15 protein-coding genes, 2 tRNA genes and 1 rRNA gene are annotated in these 15,789 nt (G+C 57.4%); 11 read left to right on the forward strand and 7 right to left on the reverse strand.

All coding sequences use genetic code 11. From position 1 onward, the window contains the following. Positions 1 to 17: 17 nt before the first annotated feature. From ACYZUC_RS19605 to ACYZUC_RS19630, 6 genes are all read right to left on the reverse strand, one after another. A tRNA-Ala gene (locus tag ACYZUC_RS19605) sits at positions 18 to 93 on the reverse strand. Positions 94 to 121: 28 nt separating this feature from the next. Further along, positions 122 to 198: transfer RNA gene (locus tag ACYZUC_RS19610), tRNA-Ile, on the reverse strand. A gap of 82 nt (positions 199 to 280) precedes the next feature. Then, a 16S ribosomal RNA gene (locus ACYZUC_RS19615) occupies positions 281 to 1,817 on the reverse strand. 292 nt (positions 1,818 to 2,109) lie between these two features. After that, the gene (locus ACYZUC_RS19620) at positions 2,110 to 2,430 is read right to left on the reverse strand and encodes a hypothetical protein (RefSeq protein WP_461989782.1); all 321 of its coding nucleotides are present in this window, start codon (positions 2,428 to 2,430) and stop codon (positions 2,110 to 2,112) included. A 28-nt stretch (positions 2,431 to 2,458) separates the two neighbouring features. After that, entirely contained in the window at positions 2,459 to 3,679 is a 1,221-nt protein-coding gene (locus tag ACYZUC_RS19625; RefSeq protein WP_461989784.1) for a CaiB/BaiF CoA transferase family protein, read from the reverse strand. Positions 3,680 to 3,692: 13 nt separating this feature from the next. Further along, positions 3,693 to 4,874, reverse strand: a complete 1,182-nt coding sequence (locus ACYZUC_RS19630) for an acyl-CoA dehydrogenase (RefSeq protein ID WP_461989786.1) — start codon at positions 4,872 to 4,874, stop codon at positions 3,693 to 3,695. Positions 4,875 to 5,032: 158 nt separating this feature from the next. Here ACYZUC_RS19630 and ACYZUC_RS19635 point away from each other — a divergent pair, with 158 nt between their 5' ends. From ACYZUC_RS19635 to ACYZUC_RS19685, 11 genes are all read left to right on the forward strand, one after another. Next, the gene (locus ACYZUC_RS19635; protein ID WP_192417875.1) at positions 5,033 to 5,932 is read left to right on the forward strand and encodes a LysR family transcriptional regulator; all 900 of its coding nucleotides are present in this window, start codon (positions 5,033 to 5,035) and stop codon (positions 5,930 to 5,932) included. 435 nt (positions 5,933 to 6,367) lie between these two features. Next, positions 6,368 to 7,489 carry a Re/Si-specific NAD(P)(+) transhydrogenase subunit alpha gene (locus ACYZUC_RS19640; RefSeq protein WP_008027764.1) on the forward strand — a complete coding sequence of 374 codons (1,122 nt, stop codon included), beginning with the start codon at positions 6,368 to 6,370 and terminating at the stop codon, positions 7,487 to 7,489. Positions 7,490 to 7,504: 15 nt separating this feature from the next. Next, positions 7,505 to 7,828, forward strand: coding sequence for an NAD(P) transhydrogenase subunit alpha part 2 (locus ACYZUC_RS19645; protein ID WP_003187010.1), 324 nt, complete (start codon positions 7,505 to 7,507; stop codon positions 7,826 to 7,828). Next, positions 7,828 to 9,261, forward strand: coding sequence for an NAD(P)(+) transhydrogenase (Re/Si-specific) subunit beta (locus tag ACYZUC_RS19650; protein ID WP_461989788.1), 1,434 nt, complete (start codon positions 7,828 to 7,830; stop codon positions 9,259 to 9,261). Before ACYZUC_RS19645 ends, ACYZUC_RS19650 begins: the two co-directional genes overlap by 1 nt. Before the next feature lie 180 nt (positions 9,262 to 9,441). Then, complete coding sequence (locus ACYZUC_RS19655; RefSeq protein ID WP_461989790.1) at positions 9,442 to 10,935, forward strand: acetyl-CoA hydrolase/transferase family protein; 1,494 nt, start codon at positions 9,442 to 9,444, stop codon at positions 10,933 to 10,935. Between the two features lie 319 nt (positions 10,936 to 11,254). Further along, the gene (locus ACYZUC_RS19660; RefSeq protein ID WP_007947887.1) at positions 11,255 to 11,470 is read left to right on the forward strand and encodes a DUF1127 domain-containing protein; all 216 of its coding nucleotides are present in this window, start codon (positions 11,255 to 11,257) and stop codon (positions 11,468 to 11,470) included. A gap of 257 nt (positions 11,471 to 11,727) precedes the next feature. Beyond that, the gene (locus tag ACYZUC_RS19665) at positions 11,728 to 11,937 is read left to right on the forward strand and encodes a DUF1127 domain-containing protein (protein ID WP_461989791.1); all 210 of its coding nucleotides are present in this window, start codon (positions 11,728 to 11,730) and stop codon (positions 11,935 to 11,937) included. Positions 11,938 to 12,081: 144 nt separating this feature from the next. After that, entirely contained in the window at positions 12,082 to 12,399 is a 318-nt protein-coding gene (locus ACYZUC_RS19670; RefSeq protein ID WP_461989793.1) for a DUF2388 domain-containing protein, read from the forward strand. 110 nt (positions 12,400 to 12,509) lie between these two features. Continuing rightward, positions 12,510 to 12,818, forward strand: coding sequence for a DUF2388 domain-containing protein (locus tag ACYZUC_RS19675; protein ID WP_461989795.1), 309 nt, complete (start codon positions 12,510 to 12,512; stop codon positions 12,816 to 12,818). A 27-nt stretch (positions 12,819 to 12,845) separates the two neighbouring features. Beyond that, the gene (locus ACYZUC_RS19680) at positions 12,846 to 13,166 is read left to right on the forward strand and encodes a DUF2388 domain-containing protein (RefSeq protein ID WP_461989796.1); all 321 of its coding nucleotides are present in this window, start codon (positions 12,846 to 12,848) and stop codon (positions 13,164 to 13,166) included. Then, positions 13,163 to 15,124: a DUF7844 domain-containing protein gene (locus ACYZUC_RS19685; RefSeq protein WP_461989797.1), complete on the forward strand. Its 1,962-nt coding sequence runs from the start codon at positions 13,163 to 13,165 to the stop codon at positions 15,122 to 15,124. Before ACYZUC_RS19680 ends, ACYZUC_RS19685 begins: the two co-directional genes overlap by 4 nt. Before the next feature lie 131 nt (positions 15,125 to 15,255). Here ACYZUC_RS19685 and ACYZUC_RS19690 read toward each other — a convergent pair whose 3' ends face one another. Beyond that, positions 15,256 to 15,699, reverse strand: coding sequence for an anti-virulence regulator CigR family protein (locus ACYZUC_RS19690; RefSeq protein WP_461989799.1), 444 nt, complete (start codon positions 15,697 to 15,699; stop codon positions 15,256 to 15,258). Between the last annotated feature and the right edge of the window lie 90 nt (positions 15,700 to 15,789).

Genomic DNA, 15,789 nt, shown 5'->3' on the forward strand with positions numbered 1-15,789 from the left:
ACAATCAGAAGCAGTAGTGGTGGAGCCAAACGGGATCGAACCGTTGACCTCCTGCGTGCAAGGCAGGCGCTCTCCCAGCTGAGCTATGGCCCCGTATTGCTACAGGATCCCACACAAAAATTGGTGGGTCTGGGCAGATTCGAACTGCCGACCTCACCCTTATCAGGGGTGCGCTCTAACCAACTGAGCTACAGACCCAATTTCGGGCTGCTTCTTATCGTCTTCTTCAATGAATCAAGCAATTCGTGTGGGAACTTATGGAGCAGCTGATGTCGTCGATTAAGGAGGTGATCCAGCCGCAGGTTCCCCTACGGCTACCTTGTTACGACTTCACCCCAGTCATGAATCACACCGTGGTAACCGTCCTCCCGAAGGTTAGACTAGCTACTTCTGGTGCAACCCACTCCCATGGTGTGACGGGCGGTGTGTACAAGGCCCGGGAACGTATTCACCGCGACATTCTGATTCGCGATTACTAGCGATTCCGACTTCACGCAGTCGAGTTGCAGACTGCGATCCGGACTACGATCGGTTTTATGGGATTAGCTCCACCTCGCGGCTTGGCAACCCTCTGTACCGACCATTGTAGCACGTGTGTAGCCCAGGCCGTAAGGGCCATGATGACTTGACGTCATCCCCACCTTCCTCCGGTTTGTCACCGGCAGTCTCCTTAGAGTGCCCACCATTACGTGCTGGTAACTAAGGACAAGGGTTGCGCTCGTTACGGGACTTAACCCAACATCTCACGACACGAGCTGACGACAGCCATGCAGCACCTGTCTCAATGTTCCCGAAGGCACCAATCCATCTCTGGAAAGTTCATTGGATGTCAAGGCCTGGTAAGGTTCTTCGCGTTGCTTCGAATTAAACCACATGCTCCACCGCTTGTGCGGGCCCCCGTCAATTCATTTGAGTTTTAACCTTGCGGCCGTACTCCCCAGGCGGTCAACTTAATGCGTTAGCTGCGCCACTAAGAGCTCAAGGCTCCCAACGGCTAGTTGACATCGTTTACGGCGTGGACTACCAGGGTATCTAATCCTGTTTGCTCCCCACGCTTTCGCACCTCAGTGTCAGTATCAGTCCAGGTGGTCGCCTTCGCCACTGGTGTTCCTTCCTATATCTACGCATTTCACCGCTACACAGGAAATTCCACCACCCTCTACCATACTCTAGCTTGTCAGTTTTGAATGCAGTTCCCAGGTTGAGCCCGGGGATTTCACATCCAACTTAACAAACCACCTACGCGCGCTTTACGCCCAGTAATTCCGATTAACGCTTGCACCCTCTGTATTACCGCGGCTGCTGGCACAGAGTTAGCCGGTGCTTATTCTGTCGGTAACGTCAAAACAGCAAAGTATTAATTTACTGCCCTTCCTCCCAACTTAAAGTGCTTTACAATCCGAAGACCTTCTTCACACACGCGGCATGGCTGGATCAGGCTTTCGCCCATTGTCCAATATTCCCCACTGCTGCCTCCCGTAGGAGTCTGGACCGTGTCTCAGTTCCAGTGTGACTGATCATCCTCTCAGACCAGTTACGGATCGTCGCCTTGGTGAGCCATTACCTCACCAACTAGCTAATCCGACCTAGGCTCATCTGATAGCGCAAGGCCCGAAGGTCCCCTGCTTTCTCCCGTAGGACGTATGCGGTATTAGCGTCCGTTTCCGAGCGTTATCCCCCACTACCAGGCAGATTCCTAGGCATTACTCACCCGTCCGCCGCTCTCAAGAGAAGCAAGCTTCTCTCTACCGCTCGACTTGCATGTGTTAGGCCTGCCGCCAGCGTTCAATCTGAGCCATGATCAAACTCTTCAGTTCAAACATCTTTGGGTTTTTAAGAAACCCTAAACTTGGCTCAGCAATCGTTGGTTACATCTTTGATTTCTCGCGGAGTAACTTGTGATGCTGATAATCTTGTTGACTATCAGTCTGACTCCACAAGCACCCACACGAATTGCTTGATTCAGTTGTTAAAGAGCGGTTGGTTAAGATCTTTCGTCTCAACCGAGGCGCGCATTCTACAGCGTCCTCTGTATCTGTCAAGCGATTATTTTCAGAAGTTTTCAAAGTTTCCTTTGCAACTTCAACCACTTGCGCTTCCGATCTCTCGTTAGCGGGAGGCGAATTCTACAGCGTTACTCGCTGCTGTCAACACCTCTTTTTCTCCGCTTTCGACCGAGAAGATCGAACCGTCAATCAAGCCACACAACACCGCTTGACCAACTCCTTCTGGGCTTCGATGACCTGAAGCAACTCGCTGCCGAAAACTGCGTAACTCTTTGTTTACCAAGGAGTTTTCCGTTTCGACTGCGCCGGAAGTGGGGCGAATTATAGACTTCCAGAATCTGCCGTCAACCCCTAATTTAGCCTTTCTATCAATAACTTGCAGAAAGCCTGAAAACAGCGCGTCTCCCTCTATATAGAAGAGCAAAACCACGCCCTCTATATAGAAGGATTCCTCAAAGCACTCCAGCGTCCTTTAATGCAGTCACCGCACAAGCGTCCAGACCCAACACCCGCTGCAACACCGCCATCGTATGCTCGCCCAGTAAAGGAGGCGCATTGCGGTACTCCACCGGCGTCTCGGACAAACGAATCGGGCTCGCGACCTGCGGCACCATCCCTGCCAAGGCGTGAGGCAGCTCAATCGCCAATCCACGCGCCTTTACCTGAGGGTCGGCAAACACCTGAGCCAGATCATTGATCGGACCACACGGTACGCCCGCCCGCTCCAACTGCGACACCCACTCTGCAGTGGTCTTGAACACCGTAGCCTGGCGAATCAACGGAATCAGCAGCGCACGGTTCGCCACCCGCAGCTTATTAGTGGCAAAGCGCGGATCATCCGCCCACTGCGGCTGCCCGGCCACTTCCGCAAATTTGCGGAACTGCCCGTCATTACCCACGGTGAGGATGAAATCGCCATCTGCCGTCGGAAAGTCCTGATACGGCACGATGTTCGGATGCGCATTACCCAGCCGCTTCGGCGCATTGCCTGTCGTCAGGTAGTTCATCGCCTGGTTAGCCAGACACGCAACCTGGACATCCAGCAACGCCATATCGATATGTTGGCCGCCACCGTCATGATCCCGATGCGCAAGCGCCGCGAGAATCGCCACAGTCGAGTAAAGCCCGGTCAAAATATCCGTCAGCGCCACGCCGACTTTCACCGGCCCGGCACCATCATCCCCTTCCGGTCGCCCCGTCAGACTCATCAGGCCGCCCAAGCCCTGGATCATGAAGTCATAACCCGCGCGCTTGGCGTATGGACCCGTCTGACCAAATCCGGTGATCGAGCAGTAAATCAGATTCGGATTGGCCTCTTTGAGCGACTCATAATCCAATCCATAAGCCGCCAGGCCACCGACCTTGAAGTTCTCGATCAGGATGTCTGACTTCGCCGCCAGCTCACGCACCAACTTCTGCCCCTCCGGGCGCGTGAAGTCGATGGTCACTGATTGCTTGTTGCGATTGGCCGACAAGTAATAGGCGGCCTCGCTGGTGTTCTCGCCATAGGCGTCCTTCAGAAAAGGAGGCCCCCAGGCGCGCGTGTCATCGCCATTGCCCGGACGCTCGACCTTGATCACCTCGGCGCCAAGGTCCGCCAGTATCTGACCGGACCACGGCCCGGCCAGCACCCGCGACAAATCCAGTACCCGTAGATGCGAAAGCGCGCCCATGGCCGTTCTCCTATTAATAGAACGCCTGGATGCCGGTCTGCGCACGACCAAGAATCAGCGCGTGGACGTCATGCGTACCTTCATAGGTATTCACCACTTCCAGGTTGACCAGGTGACGCGCCACGCCGAATTCATCGGAGATACCGTTACCACCCAACATGTCACGCGCCATACGCGCAATATCCAGGGACTTGCCGCAAGAGTTACGCTTCATCATCGACGTGATTTCGACCGCAGCGGTGCCTTCATCTTTCATACGACCCAGACGCAGGCAGCCTTGCAGAGCCAAGGTGATTTCGGTCTGCATGTCAGCCAGTTTCTTCTGGATCAATTGAGTAGCAGCCAATGGACGACCGAACTGCTGACGATCCAGGGTGTATTGGCGAGCGGTGTGCCAGCAGAACTCGGCCGCGCCCAGCGCCCCCCAGGAAATGCCGTAACGCGCCGAGTTCAGGCAAGTAAACGGGCCTTTCAAACCACGGACGTCAGGGAAGATGTTCTCTTCAGGGACAAACACGTTGTCCATGACGATCTCACCGGTGATGGATGCACGCAGCCCCACTTTGCCGTGAATGGCCGGCGCGCTCAGGCCTTTCCAGCCTTTCTCCAGAACGAAGCCACGGATGTCGCCCTCGTCGTCCTTGCCCCAGACCACGAACACATCGGCGATCGGGCTGTTGGTGATCCACATCTTGCTGCCGGTCAGGCTGTAGCCGCCTTCCACTTTGCGTGCACGGGTAATCATCGCGCCCGGGTCGGAACCGTGGTTAGGCTCGGTCAGACCGAAACAGCCAATCCACTCGCCCGAGGCCAGTTTCGGCAGATACTTTTGCTTCTGAGCCTCAGTACCGAATTCATTGATCGGCACCATCACCAAAGAGGACTGCACGCTCATCATCGAGCGATAACCCGAATCGACGCGCTCGACTTCACGAGCAATCAGACCGTAGCTGACATAGTTCAGGCCGCTGCCGCCATATTGCTCAGGGATGGTTGCACCCAGCAGGCCGACTTCACCCATTTCACGGAAGATCGCCGGATCGGTCTTTTCATGACGGAAAGCTTCAAGAACACGCGGCGCGAGCTTCTGCTGAGCGAATTGCTCGGCAGTGTCGCGGATCATGCGCTCTTCTTCGGTGAGCTGTTGATCCAGCAGCAGGGGATCGATCCAGTTGAAGCTAGCTTTACCGCCCATGAGTGTGTCCTCTCGAATCGGGTCAAATAACGTGGACTGATCCTAGGCCGGGTTCGGCGTTACCACAAACGAGGATTTTGCATACTGTTGTGCTAATTTCTCACTCCGAAACATCGCGAAGCAGTTTTTTGTACGATGTATTAGTGAGGTTGACGTACATGCGCAGGAAGATCCCCAGCACAACCGCCCTGGTCAGCTTTGAAGCAGCGGCACGCCATGAGAGCTTTACCAAGGCAGCCCAGGAACTTTCCCTCACTCAGGGAGCGATCTGCCGACAGATCGCCAGCCTTGAGGAGTTCTTGAGTGTGGAATTGTTCCGACGCTCGCGACGCGGAGTGAAGCTGACTGAAGCCGGACTTTCCTACAGCCGTCGGGTAGCAACACAGCTGGATGCCGTAGAACGCGACACCCTGTCAGTGATGGGCCAGCAGGGCACCAACGTGATTGAACTGGCGGTCGTACCAACCTTCGGCACCCAGTGGCTGCTGCCAAGACTCAAGGACTTCCAGCAAAAACATCCCGAAGTGACGGTCAACCTCACTAACCGCACACGCCCCTTCCTGTTTGCCGACACAGACTTCGATGCCGCCATTTACTTTGGCGATGCAGACTGGTCAGGTACTGAATCCCACAGACTGATGGGCGAAAATCCCATGCCTGTGTGCAGCCCCAACCTACTGGGCAAAAGGACAAGCCTCACACCCGCTGAAATCGCCGAACTGCCCCTACTGCAACAGACCACCCGCCCCTATGCCTGGCGCCAATGGTTCAACTCACAAAACCTTAATATCCCGCGCGACATGACAGGGCCGCGCTACGAGCTATTCTCCATGCTTGCCCAAGCGGCAATGCATGACATGGGGATTGCCTTGATCCCGCCGTTCCTGATTCAGCGCGAACTGGCGGAGAAGCGGCTGGTGATTGCCAATGCTCAGGCGCTGTCCAGCATCAAGGCGTATTACTTGATGATTCCTGATCGAAAGGTCGAATCTGCGTCTTTGAAGGCATTTCGCGACTGGCTGGTAAATCAGGCACAAAGCTACAGCCTAGAAGGATAAAGGCTCTGCGCTATTAACTGACCCCGTAGTCAATAAATTGAAAGCCCTACAGATATAAGTATTTGTCGCATATTCGCAGACTGTACCGAGAAGCGGCACAAACGTCCCACAAGCGCCTGAAGACGTGGCCTTGAGCCGCTATTCGATGGCAATAACACTGCATTCACCATACTCATGCGTAATTTCTTGAATTTTGGCGAAAAACCTTACAAGGCACGGCCTGCAAGGGATTGAAGCGGTTAGTTGCGACATTCGGTCACGGGGTGACTTGTAGTTAATTTTCCGTCACCCGTCATAATCCCTTGAAGGGCACAAAGTTCGCCTGCAAAATGCCGCGCCCCGCCCTGATTTGGCGGGATCGTGCTGATCGGCCGCCCCAGCCGCACCATCCGAAGTGCCTGGGTTTACTCAATAAGATCACGCAGGAGATTTGACGTGCACATTGGTGTTCCTCTCGAAACCCAGACGGGTGAAACACGGGTTGCTGCAACCCCGGAAACCATCAAGAAGCTGATCGGCCAGGGTCATAAGGTCACTGTGCAAAGCGGCGCCGGCATTAACGCCAGCGTTGTCGACAGTGCTTATGAAGCGGCAGGCGCAACCATTGGCAGCGCCAACGATGCGTTTGGTGCCGAGCTGATTCTCAAGGTGGTCGCACCCAGCGACAGCGAACTCGCTCTGATCAAGAGCGGCACCGTTGTGGTGGGCATGCTCAACCCGTTCAGCAATGAAACCATTGCCAAGCTGGCCGAGTGCGGCATTACCGCGTTTGCGCTGGAAGCCGCGCCACGCACCTCCCGCGCCCAGAGCCTGGATGTGCTGTCCTCGCAAGCCAACATCGCCGGCTATAAAGCCGTGTTGCTGGCCGCTCACCATTACCCTCGCTTCATGCCGATGCTGATGACCGCTGCGGGCACCGTGAAAGCGGCGCGCGTGCTGATTCTTGGCGCCGGGGTAGCCGGTTTGCAGGCGATCGCTACGGCGAAACGTCTGGGTGCGGTGATTGAAGCGTCTGATGTGCGACCTGCGGTTAAAGAGCAGATCGAATCCCTCGGCGCCAAGTTCGTCGACGTGCCTTATGAGACTGATGAAGAGCGCGAATGCGCCGTCGGGGTCGGCGGTTACGCACGGCCAATGCCGGCGAGCTGGATGCAGCGTCAGGCCCTGGCCGTGCACGAGCGCGCCAAGCAGGCTGACATTGTCATCACCACGGCACTGATTCCGGGCCGCAAGGCACCGACGCTGTTGAGCGCGGAAACCGTGGCGCAGATGAAGCCAGGCTCGGTGGTCATCGACCTCGCCGCAGCCCAGGGCGGCAATTGCCCGCTGACCGTGGCTGATCAAGTAGTGGTCGAGAATGGCGTGACCATTTGCGGTCCTACCAATCTGGCCGGCGCAGTCGCGGCAGATGCATCGGCCCTGTACGCACGCAACCTGCTGGACTTCCTGAAGCTGGTCTTCAACAAAGAAGGCCAGTTCGAAGTGAACCTAGAAGACGACATCGTCGCCGCGTGCCTGATGTGCCGCGACGGCCAAGTCATCCGCAAAAACGCCTAAGCAGGGATTCAGACGATGGAAGAGCTTATCTCCCCCGGTATCTACAACCTGATCATCTTCGTGCTGGCGATCTATGTCGGTTATCACGTGGTCTGGAACGTTACACCTGCGCTGCACACGCCGTTGATGGCGGTCACCAACGCCATTTCGGCGATCGTGATCGTCGGCGCCATGCTCGCCGCGGCGCTGACCGTTACGCCACTGGGCAAGACCATGGGCACCCTGGCCGTGGCCCTGGCGGCAGTGAACGTATTCGGTGGCTTCCTGGTGACCCGCAGGATGCTTGAGATGTTCAAGAAAAAAGCCCCGAAAGCCGTAAAAGAAGAGGCGCCTAAGTAATGAGCATGAACCTCGTAACGACGCTCTACTTGATCGCGTCCATCTGCTTCATCCAGGCCTTGAAAGGCCTGTCGCACCCGACCACGTCGCGTCGCGGCAATCTGTACGGCATGCTCGGCATGGCGCTGGCCATCCTCACCACCGTGGGCCTCATCTATAAACTGGGTGCTGAGCTGGCCACCGCCGGTATCGGTTACGTCATCGTCGGCCTGCTGGTCGGCGGCACCGCCGGCTCGATCATGGCCAAGCGCGTTGAAATGACCAAGATGCCGGAACTGGTCGCCTTCATGCACAGCATGATCGGTATGGCCGCGGTGTTCATCGCGATCGCCGCTGTTGTTGAGCCGCAATCGCTGGGCATCGTCAAGCAATTGGGTGATTCGATTCCTGCGGGCAACCGTCTGGAGCTGTTCCTGGGTGCTGCCATCGGTGCAATCACCTTCTCCGGTTCGGTGATCGCGTTCGGCAAGCTCTCGGGCAAGTACAAGTTCCGCCTGTTCCAGGGCGCACCGGTACAGTTCGGTGGCCAGCACAAGCTGAACCTGCTGCTGGGTCTGGCGACACTGGCGCTGGGCATCACCTTCATGCTGACCGGCAATCTCAGTGCCTTCGCGCTGATGCTCGCGCTGGCCTTCGTGATGGGCGTCCTGATCATCATCCCGATTGGCGGCGCGGACATGCCGGTTGTAGTGTCGATGCTTAACAGTTACTCCGGTTGGGCAGCAGCGGGTATCGGCTTCTCGCTGAACAACTCGATGCTGATCATCGCGGGTTCGCTGGTGGGTTCGTCCGGTGCGATCCTCTCGTACATCATGTGCAAGGCGATGAACCGCTCCTTCTTTAATGTGCTGCTCGGTGGTTTCGGCAATACGGCCGATGCCGGTCCGGCTGGCGCCAAGGAAGCACGCCCGGTGAAATCCGGTTCGGCCGACGACGCGACCTTCCTGCTGACCAACGCCGATACCGTGATCATCGTTCCAGGCTACGGCCTGGCGGTAGCACGGGCACAGCACGCACTGAAAGAGCTGACCGAGAAGCTGACCCATCGTGGCGTGACCGTGAAATACGCGATCCACCCGGTGGCGGGCCGTATGCCTGGTCACATGAACGTACTGCTGGCCGAGGCTGAAGTGCCTTACGACCAGGTGTTCGAGATGGAAGACATCAACTCCGAGTTCGGTCAGGCCGACGTGGTGCTGGTGCTCGGCGCCAACGACGTGGTCAACCCGGCAGCGAAGAACGATCCGAAATCGCCAATTGCCGGGATGCCGATTCTCGAAGCGTTCAAGGCCAAGACGATCATCGTCAACAAGCGTTCGATGGCCAGCGGTTATGCCGGCCTGGACAACGAACTGTTCTACCTCGACAAAACCATGATGGTCTTCGGCGACGCCAAGAAAGTCATCGAAGACATGGTCAAAGCCGTCGAGTAAAAACTGCTCCAGCGCAATACCCAAAACCTCAGCCTTTAGTAGGCTGGGGTTTTTTTATTCCCCGAGAAACCCGACAAAAGGCTCTAAATCGGGGGTCCGCATTCGACCATGGTAGCGGGAGGATTTTTTTTGAAATCACTAGACTGCACACCTTGCTTCCGTTGCCCGAGATAACAATCCATGTACCGTGATCGTATTCGCTTGCCTTCGTTGTTGGATAAGGTGATGAGCGCTGCAGACGCTGCCGCTCTGATTGAGGACGGCATGACCGTCGGCATGAGTGGTTTCACGCGCGCCGGCGAAGCCAAAGCCGTGCCTCATGCATTGGCCGAACGCGCCAAAATCACCCCGCTGAAAATCACGCTGATGACCGGCGCCAGCCTGGGCAACGACCTTGATAAACAGCTCACCGAAGCCGGCGTCCTGTCGCGACGCATGCCGTTCCAGGTCGACAGCACATTGCGCAAGGCGATCAACGCCGGCGAAGTGATGTTTATTGACCAGCATCTTTCAGAAACCGTGGAGTCGCTGCGCAACCAGCAGCTGAAACTGCCGGACATCGCCGTCATCGAAGCTGTGGCGATCACTGAGCAAGGCCACATCGTGCCGACCACTTCGGTGGGCAACTCGGCCAGCTTCGCGATTTTCGCCAAACAGGTGATCGTCGAGATCAACCTGGCGCACAACCCGAACCTCGAGGGTTTGCACGACATCTATATCCCGACGTATCGCCCGACCCGCACGCCGATTCCGCTGGTGAAGGTCGACGATCGCATTGGCAGCACCGCCATTCCGATTCCGCCGGAAAAGATCGTCGCAATCGTCATCACCAATCAGTCCGACTCGCCGTCGACGGTGTTGCCGCCGGACGTTGATACCCAGGCCATTGCCGACCACCTGATCGACTTCTTCAAGCAGGAAGTGGCGGCTGGGCGCATGACCAACAAGCTCGGCCCATTGCAGGCCGGCATCGGCACCATTGCCAACTCGGTGATGTGTGGACTGATCGATTCACCGTTCGAAGACCTGACCATGTATTCCGAGGTGTTGCAGGACTCGACCTTCGACCTGATCGACGCCGGCAAGCTGAGTTTTGCGTCTGGTAGTTCGATCACCTTGTCGAGCCGCCGCAACGCTGATGTGTTCGGCAACCTGGAGCGCTACAAGGACAAACTGGTCCTGCGTCCGCAGGAAATCTCCAACCACCCGGAAGTGGTGCGCCGCCTTGGGATCATCGGCATCAACACTGCGTTGGAGTTCGACCTGTACGGCAACGTCAACTCTACCCACGTCTGCGGCACGCGAATGATGAACGGCATCGGTGGCTCGGGGGACTTCGCGCGCAACGCGCACCTGGCGATCTTCGTGACCAAGTCGATTGCCAAGGGCGGCGCGATCTCCAGCGTGGTGCCGATGGTCAGCCACGTCGATCACACGGAACATGACGTCGACATCCTCGTGACCGAGGTCGGTCTGGCGGACTTGCGCGGGCTGGCACCGCGGGAGCGGGCTCGCGTCATCATCGATAACTGCGTACACCCGGACTATCGCCAGGCGCTGGATGACTACTTCACCGCCGCTTGCGCCATCGGCGGGCACACGCCACATATCCTGCGTGACGCCCTGAGCTGGCACATCAACCTGGAAGAAACCGGTCGAATGCTGACGGTGTGATTGATACAGATAGCCGCTGTCGCAAACACAGTTTCGACAGCGGACTATTGCCAGGCAGAAATGTGTTTAAAACTGTACTGCTGTACTGGTCTTTTCCTACCGTAATGACCTACCTTTTCGACCTTAATCACCAAAAACGCACCATATTAGTGCCGATAGGTACAGTTGCCTCAATTTAGACCAGTACACCACCCTTTAACAGTTAACTGGTCCCTCACAATACAGGTGAACTGTATCTAGAGAGACTGGCCAAACGAGAGGATCATTGGCATCAGTTAAACCACTACCTAATCCCGCCACAAGCGGAAGGATGAAAACCATGGAACGTACACTCAGTTCCGATCTGTTCTTCGAAGACACCGCTGCAAAAACCCAGGCTTCCATGCCTCTTCGCGTTATCGCCAACCTGATGCTGTGGCAGCGCCGCATCTCCAGCCGCCACCAACTGGCTCGTCTGGATTCGCGTCTGCTGGCTGACGCCGGGATTAGCGAAGCACAACGCTACGAAGAGCTGAGCAAGCCGTTCTGGCGCTAAGTTAGCGTCGCTGGCTCTGATCTTTAAGGTCAACCGCCAGCACCCGAATTGAACAAACAAGACCCGTCGTGGGAAACCACGACGGGTTTTGTCGTTTTGGGGTGATGAAACCCTCAAAACAATAAGTACACTCAACAACAGGTACAGTTTTATTTTAATCAAAACTGAACCAGTACAATTTCAAGCTTGTGTGTCTGTCTTGGCGAACCGGGCGGGATCATCATGAAATCCCGACCTGCCAGCAAAAGGACTGCACCATGGATCATCCAATGGATCTCCCCGCGACCACTTCGCAATCCAAGCCTCGGTTTACCTGGCTCAGAAGATTGTTAAGAGGCCTCGCCAACAGCCTCGAAAGGGCCAGAACCCGGCGTTTACTGGCGCAACTCGACGGCAGGCAGCTGTCTGACCTGGGCATCAGTCATTCAGATCGTGTCAAAGAATTGGATAAGCCGTTCTGGCGCTGATGTCCGCTTGAACAGACGGGACTGTGCGAACCGATACCTACAGGCCTAATATCAAGCCAGAACGTGGCGATGACTGCGCGACAGACGTCTGACTCAACAGACACCGCGCCGCCTCTCAATCGGTTTACCCAAAGGAGTTACACCATGTCCCGTCTTCGTCTGCTCAGCGCTGCAGCCCTGCTTGCCGTGGCTGCCAATTCCCACGCCACCAGCTTCATCGTGACCACCGATGCCGTCGTCAATGCATTGAAGGCTACGTCCGATGCCACTTCCGATGTCACGTCGTCCTTTCGCGATGACAAGATCGTACGCGCGGCCCGTGACGACGCCGCCAGCTTCGTCGCCAGCGAAGGCGCCATTCGTGGCGTGAAACTGGAAAGCGCGCTCGACCACATTCGCCACCAGGCCCCTCAACTGAACGCGTCTGACGCACAGCTGGCTCAGGCCATCCTGACTATCTAACCAAGCGTCATCCATATCAGGGACACGCCCAACGTGTCCCGATGTTTCGGCGCTGGCTCTAAACCGGGCGTTGCGCTAGCCTTGGGACTCGCTTTCAACTGTCGAGTCTCATGCGTTTTCTTACCTGTCTGTTGATCTCTCCGGTTCTCATGGCGGCCAGTTGGGCAGGCCAGGCCCATGCCTTCGACCTGACGACGCAAGGCGTTGTAGCTACGGGCTACGCCACAAGCATGGTGACCTCCGCCCCCTTCGACCGTAAGCTTCTGCTCGCCGCCAGGGATGATGCCGCTTCATTTATCGCCAGTGACGGCCAACTGCGAGGCGCACAACTGGAGTCAGCCCTGATTTACCTGCGCCAGACCCAGCCAAAACTTCATGCAAGCGACCTTGAACTGGCACAAACTATTCTCGTCCAATAGTTATCCTCGTTTGTCCGGAGTCGTTCCATGCGTAGCCCGCTGATTATCACCACCCTTGGCCTGCTGTTGTTGGCCGATGTAACCCAGGCGCACACCCTGGTTGCCACCAGCAACATCCTCATCAACGCCACTCGCCGGACCCTTGATTTCACTTCCGATACCACGACGTCCATCCGCGACGCGAAAATCGTTCGAGAAGCCCATGACGATGCCGCCAGTTTCGTCGCCAGTGATGGCGATATCCGAGGCGCGCACCTGGAAGCAGCGCTCAACCTATTGCGCACCCGCGTGCCGGAAGCTCGGGACGCCAGTGATCAGGTCATCGCCGAAGCCATCCTCGCACTGTGAGGTCGCTAAATGCCTGGCTTCTGACGGGGGCCATGTTGCTGCTCGGCAACACGGCTCAGGCCGGGCTGCAATTACAGCTCAAGACCGAAGGCCTGAGTCCCGCGCAACAGCAGGCCAGCCAGGCGCTGCTTGATGAAGCCATGCAGGCGTTGCCGCCGCGGTTCATCGAGCAGCTAGACCGACGCATCGACGTTGGCTGGACCGATGACATGCCGAGCAATGCCTACGGCCAGGCGTCGCTGGTGTCCGAACTCGACCTGAACCGCAACCTGCTCGCCAGCCTCACCGACGGCAGCGCCGCAACCAAGAAGACTTATCGCCCCCACGGCACCGTGCGCAGGGAAATGCTGGCCACGGTGCTGCACGAACTCACCCACATCTATGACCGCTCGCGTTTTTGGCCAGCCACCGAACGCACGCTGATCCAGCGCTGCACCCGGCGCACCAACAGTTCCGGCCTGATTGGTATCCCGGATGAATGCCGTGGCCAGTCCGACCGACGCTTCACCCTCAGCGATGACCCACGCCTGCTCGACCTCGCAGGCTGGCCGCAATACGTGGGTCGTCGCGGCGAGCGCGAACAGTACAACCGCCAGATCGCCCGCAGCCCTGACATCTACGAGACCAGCAGTCCCAAAGAGTTCGTCGCGGTGAACATGGAGTACTTCCTCCTCGACCCGAGCTACGCCTGTCGCCGCCCTGCGCTCTACCGCTACTACAAAGAACATTTCGGCTGGGCTCCCGCCGCCAAAGACACCTGCGGCAAATCATTCGCCTTCCTCAATGCCGGTAACGACTTCGCCAAACAACCTCTGGGCCAGGTCGATCCGGAGCGGGTGTATGCCGTGGATTATCTGTTGGCCGAAGCCAACCAGAACTGGGTCAGCCGCTGGGGCCACAGCATGTTGCGCCTGGTGATCTGTGCTCCCGGCCGACCACGGGGGCCGGATTGCCGGCTGGATCTGGATCAGCACCTGGTGTTGTCCTACCGCGCCTTCGTCGGTGATGTACAGCTGTCGAGCTGGGATGGATTGGTTGGTAAATACCCGTCGCGCCTGTTTGTCCTGCCGCTGGCCCAGGTCATCGATGAGTACACCAAGACCGAATTGCGCAGCCTCGCCTCGGTGCCGCTGAACCTGTCGCGCAACGAGATCGAAGACGTGGTGGAACACGCCGCCGAGATGCACTGGAGCTACGACGGCAATTACTTCTTCCTGTCCAACAACTGCGCCGTAGAAGGCCTGAAGTTGCTGCGCAGCGGCACCAACAACGCAAAGCTGGTCGGGCTGGACAACATCATGCCCAACGGCTTGCTGGAAGTGCTCAAGGGTCGCGGCCTGGCGGATACCAGCGTGCTGGACGATCCTCGCGAAGCACTGCGGCTTGGCTATCGCTTCGACTCTTTCCGCGATCGTTATCAAGCGATGTTCGAGGTGCTGAAAAAGCACCTGCCGATCAAACAGGACAAGGTCGAAGACTGGCTGGCATTAAAGGCTGAAGAGCGTCGCAAATGGATTGATCAGGCTGACCTGCGTACCAGCGCGGCTTTGCTGCTACTGGAACAGGCCGCTTTCCGACAACAACTGGTGCTGGCCCAGGACGAAGTGAAGCAACGCTATCTCGGTGCCCGGGAATTGAAGAACGGTGGCATGGACAAGGCCAATGCGACGTTGAAGCAGATTCTCGCCAACAGCGGCTTCCTCAGTCGTCCGGCGGAGCTGCTCGGTACCGGCGGTTATGGCTTGCCGCAACCCGGCGAGTGGCAACGCCTGGAATCGGAAAGCAGCCTGCGGCAAAAGCAGCTCCAGGCGCTGACCGGCGACCTGGACAAGGAAGTGAGAGCGCTGCTCGACCCGAGTCGTGCGGCAGAGATGGCTGCCAACGAAGCCAACCTGAAGCAGGTTGGCGAGCATTTGCGTAAATTGCACAAAGCGGCGGGCGGATTGGAATTGCCCTGAAGCCGTTGCATAAACCCCTGTAGGAGCTGGCTTGCCAGCGAAGAACTCGAGAGCGCCGCGTTTAGTCAGATCAAACGCGCCATCTCGACGACCATCGCTGGCAAGCCAGCTCCTACAGGGAGGTGCGTCGCTCACAACACCCCTTCCAGAATTTCATAGACGATCCCGGTACCCACGGCGATCAGCACAATGTCGCCACCGGCACGGCGCCATTCGTAACCCTGGTAATACGGCAGCCGACTCAGCGCGCGGTTGTCCAGGCGTTCGCCGTAATAACCGTGCGGCAACGGCCGACCACGCTCCAGACGAATGCCTGGAGGTGGCGGCGCACCCCGTACGAAGTAGCCATGATTGTCATGAATCGTCTGGCGCACTGGACCAAAGTCCCGTGGCAGAGGGCCGCCGCGATGGTTGTCCTGCGGGCCGCGATGGTCATCGCCATGGTTATCGTAATGGCCCTGTTGCTGACCGCCGCGGTCGTGATCGTCGCGCTGATCGGCGCTGGCGTGCAGCAACGGGGTGGCACTGAACATCAGCACACCCAGGCTGGCAATCAGACGTTTCGGCATTTTCATCGGGTCTTTCCTCACGGCACACACAGCAAAAAGGGCTTCAGAACGTAGTCCTGAAGCCCTCGGTCTTGCTGTTTAGTCTGTACCGCGAAG

Source organism: Pseudomonas sp. GT1P32, assembly GCF_054897805.1.